This is a genomic window from Streptomyces sp. 150FB (genome assembly GCF_000818195.1).
Classification (GTDB): domain Bacteria; phylum Actinomycetota; class Actinomycetes; order Streptomycetales; family Streptomycetaceae; genus Streptomyces.
The window spans coordinates 6,070,289-6,077,662 of record NZ_JTHL01000001.1 but is presented as its reverse complement, the minus strand read 5'-3'; the positions used below and the strand labels follow the sequence as shown (position 1 = coordinate 6,077,662).

The following is a 7,374-nucleotide window of genomic DNA, read 5'->3' as shown; positions in this document are numbered from 1 at the left end:
TGCCGGGGGCGCGGAGCTCAGGGTACGGACCGGCGCCCGGGACCGCGTTCCGAGCCGTCGCTCGATGACCGGTCGGATGGTCGGACGGGGGCGGGGCGGAGCTGATGACAACGGCTCGGGCGACTGCGGCACCCGGACCGGGCCGGAGCCGGGCGCCGAGGGCACCCCGCTGACCGACCCGCGGAGCCGGGACAGGACCGGCGAGGGCATCGCCGAGGGGACGGGCGAGGGCTTCACCGCCGGGACACGGCCCGCCACACGACCGCGCATCCGCCCCAAGACGGCCGCGGGCCCGGGGGACCCCGGTGTGCCCGAGCGTCCCGCGGAGCCGGCTGAGCCCGCGGGGCCCATGGAGCCCGGGGTTTCCGCCGGACCCGCGGGGCTGTTGCGGGCCGGGGTCGTCGCCCTGGTGCTGGGCGAGGTCGACACCGCCTGCCGGACAGGAGCCAAAGCCCTGGCCCTGGTACGCGCCCGAGGGGCCGACGCCCTGCTGCCGCAGGCGCTGGAACACCTCGCCTACGGTGAGTTGCGCGCCGGGCGCCACGCCCGGGCGCGGGTCCACGCGCGGGAGGGACTCGCCGTGGCGGGACGGCTCGGACAGCGCAACGCCAAGGCCCATCTGCACGCCGTGCTGGCCCTCGCCGCGTCCGTCGAGGGCGACGCCGCACTCTGCGCGACCCACGCCCGGGCGGCACTGGCCGACGCGGTACCCCACGGGCTCACCCAGGCTGCCTCGCTCGCCGACTGGGCCGTGGCCCGCGCGGCCCTGGCCGACGGCCGGAGCGCGGAGGCCGCCGCCCGCCTGGCCCCGCTGGTGGGGCCCTGCCCCCGGGGCGGGCACTTCGCCGTCCGGATGCCGGCCGTGCCCTGTTACATCGAGGCCGCGGTACTGGCAGGGCAGGGCGCGGACTCGTACGCCCGTACCGCCGTCGAGGAGTTCGCCTTCTGGGCGGCCCACACCGCCGACCCGCAGGCACCCGCCCAACTCGCGCGGTGCCGAGCCCTGCTGGCCCCCGCCGCCCAGGCCGCGCAGTGGTACGAGGAGGCGCTGCGCCGGCACGAACACGCGACGGGCGACTTCGAACGCGCCCGTACCCTCCTGCTCCACGGCCACTGGCTCCGGCGCCGTCGCAGGACCCGCGAGGCCAGAGGCCCCCTGCGGGACGCCCTCATCGCCTTCGAACGCTGCGGCGCGGACCTCTGGTCGGGACGGGTACGCGGCGAACTGCGCGCCGCCGGCGAGACGGTGGCCGACCCGAACGACGACCACCCGCGCAGAACGGGCCCGTTCGGCACCCTCACCCCCCAACAACAGCGGATCGCCCGCTGCGTGGCGGAGGGCGCCACCAACCGCGAGGTGGCGCTGCGCCTGTCCCTGAGCCCCCGCACCGTCGACCACCACCTGCGCAACGTCTTCGCCACCCTGGGCATCCGCTCCCGCACCGAACTTGTCCGCTACCTCGACCGGGGCCGGCTGAGCTGATTGTGGCCGGCGGCTGAAGCGCGGTGCTTACGGCCCGCTTCCCGAGGCGGAGTGTCGTCCTCAATGCGCCGCCTGATGCCGGCGTACTGCTCGGGCGCCCACTTCGGCGAAGCCACCGGCTGCTCCAGGACCCAAGCCCTCAGGCGCGACGGCGGGATGCGCCGGTGTTGCCGGGGTTGTCGGCGCGCTGGAGCAGGTACGGGGAGGTCTCATGGGCCAGTCGGTTCGCCATCCCCCCTCCTGCCCGAGCCCCCACCGGACCAGCCCCGAGCCCCACAACCGGGCGCGCCGCCAGCCGCGCACGCACCGCCGACGGCCCTCCCGGGAGTCGTCGTTCCGGGAGATGGTGAAGTCCTCCGGGCCCTGGCCCGATTCGGGTGAGGCGGGGTGCGGTCAGCGACCAGAATGCTGCCATGCCCACACATGAGCTGGCACCGGAGATCACGCGGTTCTACGGGGAGACCATCAATGAGGGGGACCGGCTGAGCGTTTCGGCCGATGGGCGGCTTGAGAAGCTGCGTACGCAGGAGTTGCTGCGGCGCTACCTGCCGGCCGCTCCCGCTCGCGTTCTCGACGTGGGCGGCGGTCCCGGGGCGCACGCCGAGTGGCTGGTCGCCGACGGGTACGGCGTGCATCTCGTCGATCCCATCCCGCGCCATGTGGAAGCCGCCAAGGAGACGGGCTGCACCGTCGAGCTGGGTGACGCCCGCGCGCTGACCGCGCGGGACTCCTCGTACGACGTGGTCCTGCTGCTCGGGCCGCTCTACCACCTGCTCGATCGGGCGGACCGTCATCGGGCCCTGACCGAGGCCTGTCGGGTCGTCAGGCCCGGTGGGCTGGTCGCCGCCGCGGGCATCAACCGGTACGCGTCCCTGTTCGAGCACACCGCCTTCGCGCACCTCGACGATCCGCGATTCCAGGCGTCGGTCGGCAAGATCCTGGCCACGGCGGTGCACGACGGGAAGAAGGCCTTCACCGCCGCGTACTTCCACCGTGGCGAAGAACTGCGGAGCGAGGTCGAGGAGGCCGGTTTTGGTGACACCGCCCTCTTTGGCGTCGAGGGGCCCACCTGGGCGCTCCTGAAAGCCACCGAGCAGCACACCGGAGAGTCCGTCGTCGGCACGTCCCTCTTCGAATCCGCCCTGGCGGCGGCACGCATGGCCGAGCCCTACCCCGAGTTGCTCGCCGCCAGCTCGCACCTCCTCGTGGTCGGCAGGCGGCCGGCGGTGGACGGACTCGTACCCTAGGACCCGGCCGCATCACCGTCGCAGCGAATCCGTCAGCAGTGCGGTCATCCGGCTCAGGCGCCCCGCGAAGTCGACATGGGCCGCGTGCAGGTCCTCGTCCTCGATCGCCTCGATCACGGCGGGGCCCGGGTTGGCCAGTGGCCAGAGGCCGCTGACCAGTACGGTTACCGTCGAGGCCAGTTCCAGGGCCGCCGCTTCGCCCAGGCCGGGGACACGGTCGGCGAGGATGGCGGCCAGGCGGCGGTTGTCGGCTAGCGCGGCGCGTTTGAAGAGGCGTACGACCTCCACCGACACATTGCGCTCCAGCACGCTCGACATCGCGCTCGCCATCTCGCACAGCAGCGGCCTGCGGGCGATCGAGTCGGCATAGGCCCGCGCGAAGACGTCGACGGAGTACGTGGCGGACTCCGCCCCCTGCGGCCTGGGCGGCAGCTCGGACGGCAGCGCGTCCAGCCACAACCCGCGCTCGCGGGCCAGCAGTTCGAGGAAGACCGCCTCGCGTGACTCGAAGTAGCGGAGCACGTTGGACGTGGCGAGGCCGGCCCTGCGGCTCAGTTCGCGCAGGCTGATGTCGGCCATCGGCAGCTCGCCGAGCAGCGCCTCGGCCGCGTCGAGGATCGCCTGCCGGCGCACCTCCCGCTGCTCGGGCCTCCGCGCCCGTACAAAGCCCTCGGCCGTCGTCTCCGTCACGCGATTCCCTCCTTCTCCTCCTGTCCTGCCAGGGTAACGGCCGCACTCGATAACAGAGCGGCGTTCTGTTATCGTCGAACTTAAGAAAACGGCGTTCTCTTAATCTCGCCCGGCTCTCTGCGCGTAGAGAGCACAGAGAGCCGGGAGAACGAAGACCGGAAACGGAGAGTCGCCATGCTGACGTACGACAAGCTGTTCATAGGCGGTCGCTGGACCGAGCCCGCCGGGCCCGATGTCTTCGAGGTCCGCTCCCCGCACGACCGGGCCCCCGTCGGTACGGTCCCCGAGGCCACCAGCGCCGATATGGACCGAGCCGTCGCCGCCGCCCGGGCGGCCTTCGACCACGGGCCGTGGCCGCTGACGGACCCGGCGGAGCGGCAGCGGATCGTGGCGCGGTTCAACGAGTTGCACGCCGCGCGCGCCGACGAGATCGCCGAGCTGATCACGGCCGAGAACGGTACGACGATCAGCTTCACCCGCATGCTCCAGGGCACGCTGGCCGCCAGGACCCAGGACTTCATCGACGCCGCCGCCGCTTTCGACTGGGAGTCCGACTGGGAGTCCACCCTCCCGGACTCCGGCGGCCACCGTACGGTCGTGCGCCGCGCGCCCGTAGGCGTCGTGGTCGCGGTCATCCCCTGGAACGCTCCGCACCAGTCGGCGCTGTCCAAGATGATCCCCGCGCTGCTCGCCGGCTGCCCCGTCATCCTCAAGACGTCGCCGGAGACCGCCCTCGACGGCATGGTGCTGGCCGAGATCTTCGCCGAGGCCGGTTTTCCCGAGGGCGTGGTCAGCGTCCTGCCCGCAGAGCGTGAGGTCAGCGAGTACCTGGTCAGCCACCCCGGCGTCGACAAGATCACGTTCACCGGGTCGACCCGCGCCGGCGCCACGATCGCCTCGATCGCCGGCCGGCAGTTCAAGCGGCTCAGCATGGAGCTGGGCGGCAAATCGGCGGCGATCATCCTCGCCGACGCCGACCTGGACACCGTCGTCCCCGCACTGAAGTGGTACTCCCTCGCCAACAACGGCGAAGCATGTGTCGGTCATACCCGGGTGCTGGCCCCGCGCGCCCGTTACGACGAGATCGTCGCCGCGATGGCGGCGATGATGGCGGACCTCCCCGTCGGGGACCCGGCCGACCCGGCCACCTATATCGGCCCCCTGTCCAAGGCGGCCCAGCAGGAACGTGTCCACTCCTACATCGACACCGGCATCGCCGAAGGGGCACGCCTCGTCCTGGGCGGTCCCGGGGTGCCGGAGGTCCCCGGCGGGGAGAAGGGTTACTACGTACGGCCGACCCTCTTCGCGGACGTCGACAACGGCATGCGGATCGCCCAGGAGGAGATCTTCGGCCCGGTGGTGGTCGTCATCCCCTTCGACGACGAGGCCGACGCGATCCGGATCGCCAACGACTCGGAGTACGGGCTCAGCGGCGGCGTATGGACGGCCGACCCCGAACACGGCCTGGCGGTCGCCCGGCAGCTCCGTACCGGCACCGTCCACGTCAATGGCGCACCGCGCGCGGCGACCGCGCCCTTCGGCGGATTCAAGTCCAGCGGAGTCGGCAGGGAGAACGGACCGGTGGGCCTCGCGCACTACACCGAATACCAGTCGATCAGCCTGTGAACGGGGTGCTCGCCCCTCCCCCTACCATCCACCTGGACGAGGAGAAGCCACGTATCGGCCGGGCCCTTCGGGTCTGACGGGGGACGAATCAGATATGCCAGCTCGATCCATGACACAGAGCGGGATATTTCGGCGATGTGGCGGAACCGCCGTCGCCGCGGCGGCCATGCTCCTTTTCGCAGGGACAGATGTACGGCCGGACGTGACTACGGGATTCCGGACAACGCCTGCGGTGTGAGCGTCGGCTCCGATCTGCTGTCCCCCTTTCTTGCCGGACGGTAAGAAGCTCACCCAGCAGGCGTCCGACGCCGGACCGGAGAGCCCGCGCTGTCGTCTGGTGGTGGACAGGAAGGACGTTGTCTATATCGCGGGAGATGTCATTCCCAGCGACACCGACCCGGTCAAGGTCGACGAACGGGGACTGTTGCGTATGGGGAACCCCGCCCCTGTCGCGATCGGTGACGAAGGGAGGCTCGCCGACAAGGGGGCGTTGGCCGTAGCCCGCTGCACCTACAAGGGAGAGCAGCGCAAGTTCGTGGCGCTGGTTCAGCTTGAGCTTCAGGAGAGCCTTCCGGAGAAGACGCCCGAACGGCGGGACGCCCTGGCCGCGTTCCTGCGTTCCTACTTCCCGAAGGCGATGGAGAAGCAAGGCTGCACGGGGAGTTGAGCCACCAGGTGGCTTGAGCCAGGACCTGAGCCAGGGAACTTGTGCCACGGGATCCGAGCCCGGGACTTGAGCAAGTTCAGAGCCTCCGGACCGCCGCGCTCCCTCGCGCTCACTCGCCGTACGCAGGACAATTGCTCCCAGTATCCGTAGCCGTCGGAGGGGGACGCTGATGCGGGAGACCACGCGGGGAACCATGCGGGAGAGCCACCGGGCCGAAGCCGAGAGGCTGTTGATACGCGCCGTCGAGGAAGAGGTCCGGCGCTCCGGTGGCAGAACCGACGGGAACATCCTGCTCGCCCGGGGGCGCGCCGCCCTCGACACCCTGACCGCCGGGGTCCAGGAGGAGTACGCCGCCTATGTGCAGGCGCTCGACGCCGCGCGGGCCGGCCAGGTCCCGCTGTCGGAGCGGTTCAGCCGGAAGTCCCTGGGAACTCCGGTGCTGGTCGCTGCGGTTGCCGCCGTCGCCGCCTTCGGCGCCGATGTCGCGCTGGGCACCTCGGCCGGAACGGCACTCGGCGCCGGGGGTGTTGTCGCCGTCGTCGGAGCCGCCACGACCTTCGCCAAGGTCGGCGCCTCCCACTGGCCGGCCGCGCACCGCAGCGCCGCCGCCGCCGGACAGCCGGGCGGCGCCGAGCAGTTGCGGCTCCAGTGGCTGACGGCGCTGGAGGTACGGGGCATCCGCCCGTACCTCGACCAGCAGCGGGTGCTGGCGCACGAGACCAAGCGCACCACCAAGAAGTCCCCGACCGCCCCGCAGCTCAGGGGCGGCAACCGCAGCGCCGCGGCGCGCGGGCGCAGTGTGCTCGCGCAGTCGTTCGGCCAGCTCCCGCAGCCCGAGGGACCGTTCGCGGGGCGCAGGGCCGAGCTGGCGCAGATCGCGCAGTGGGTGCACGCCGCGCGCGCCTCGACGGAGACCAGGCCGACGGTGGTGGTGCTGTACGGCGAGCCGGGCTCCGGGCGTACGACACTGGCCGTACGGGCGGCCCACCAGCTCAAGGACCAGTTCCGGGGCGCCTGCGTGGTCGACCTGCGCGGCGGCGGACCCGGCGAGGCCCCGCTCCCCACCAGGGACGCCCTCCTGCATCTGCTGAACCGCCTGGGCGCGCCGCGCGAGCAACTGCTGTTCCGTGAACGCTCCTCCCCCGAGCAGCAGTTGCGGCGGCTGACCGAGCTGTACGGGCACCACCTGACCGGCCTGCCCGTCACCGTCGTCCTGGACGACGCCTCCGACGCCGAGCAGATCCGCACCCTCATCCCCGAACGCTCCGACAGCCTCGTCCTGGTGACGGCACGTCAGCCGGTCGAGCTGGGGGACGACGTCCCTGCCTGGGTGCACCAACTGCCCGTCGAGGCGCTGGACGCCGCCGGCTCCGAGGAGTTGCTGCGGGCGTCGGCCGAATCGTCCGGCGAGGGGCCTTACGACGCCCAGTCGGCCGACCGTGTGACCGAGCTGTGCGGCGGGCTGCCGATGGCGCTGCGGATCGCGGGGTCGACGCTCGGCCCCCGTACGGCGCTCCAACTGGCCGAAGCCCTCTCGGAGTACGGGGCGGTCGACGCGATCGAGCGCGCCCTGTGGCTGCGCTACACCGACCAGGGCGAGCAGGCCCGCAGGCTGCTGCGCCGCCTCGCGCTCGCCGGCCGCGCCTCGCTCGGTTCGGCGG

7 protein-coding genes are annotated in these 7,374 nt (G+C 72.1%); 5 read left to right on the top strand and 2 right to left on the bottom strand.

The window, feature by feature from the left end; all coding sequences use genetic code 11:
- Positions 1-1,483, top strand: a 1,483-nt coding sequence (locus QR77_RS46930) for a LuxR C-terminal-related transcriptional regulator (RefSeq protein ID WP_236710823.1), incomplete at its 5' end; no start/stop codon positions are given.
- A 139-nt stretch (positions 1,484-1,622) separates the two neighbouring features.
- On the opposite strand, the gene QR77_RS49125 is transcribed toward QR77_RS46930, so the two are convergent.
- Positions 1,623-1,715, bottom strand: coding sequence for a thioredoxin domain-containing protein (locus QR77_RS49125; protein ID WP_236710821.1), 93 nt, complete (start codon positions 1,713-1,715; stop codon positions 1,623-1,625).
- A gap of 181 nt (positions 1,716-1,896) precedes the next feature.
- Here QR77_RS49125 and QR77_RS26270 point away from each other — a divergent pair, with 181 nt between their 5' ends.
- Positions 1,897-2,730 carry a class I SAM-dependent methyltransferase gene (locus QR77_RS26270; protein WP_040024545.1) on the top strand — a complete coding sequence of 278 codons (834 nt, stop codon included), beginning with the start codon at positions 1,897-1,899 and terminating at the stop codon, positions 2,728-2,730.
- 12 nt (positions 2,731-2,742) lie between these two features.
- Here QR77_RS26270 and QR77_RS26265 read toward each other — a convergent pair whose 3' ends face one another.
- Entirely contained in the window at positions 2,743-3,420 is a 678-nt protein-coding gene (locus QR77_RS26265) for a TetR family transcriptional regulator (RefSeq protein WP_040024544.1), read from the bottom strand.
- A gap of 174 nt (positions 3,421-3,594) precedes the next feature.
- Between QR77_RS26265 and QR77_RS26260 the strand changes: the two genes are divergently transcribed.
- From QR77_RS26260 to QR77_RS49120, 3 genes are all read left to right on the top strand, one after another.
- Positions 3,595-5,046 (top strand): aldehyde dehydrogenase, encoded by a 1,452-nt coding sequence (locus QR77_RS26260; protein ID WP_040024543.1) that lies wholly within the window; start codon positions 3,595-3,597, stop codon positions 5,044-5,046.
- Between the two features lie 268 nt (positions 5,047-5,314).
- The gene (locus QR77_RS26255; RefSeq protein ID WP_052489073.1) at positions 5,315-5,713 is read left to right on the top strand and encodes a hypothetical protein; all 399 of its coding nucleotides are present in this window, start codon (positions 5,315-5,317) and stop codon (positions 5,711-5,713) included.
- 193 nt (positions 5,714-5,906) lie between these two features.
- Positions 5,907-7,374: ATP-binding protein (locus QR77_RS49120; protein ID WP_040024542.1), on the top strand; the 1,468-nt coding region annotated here is incomplete at its 3' end.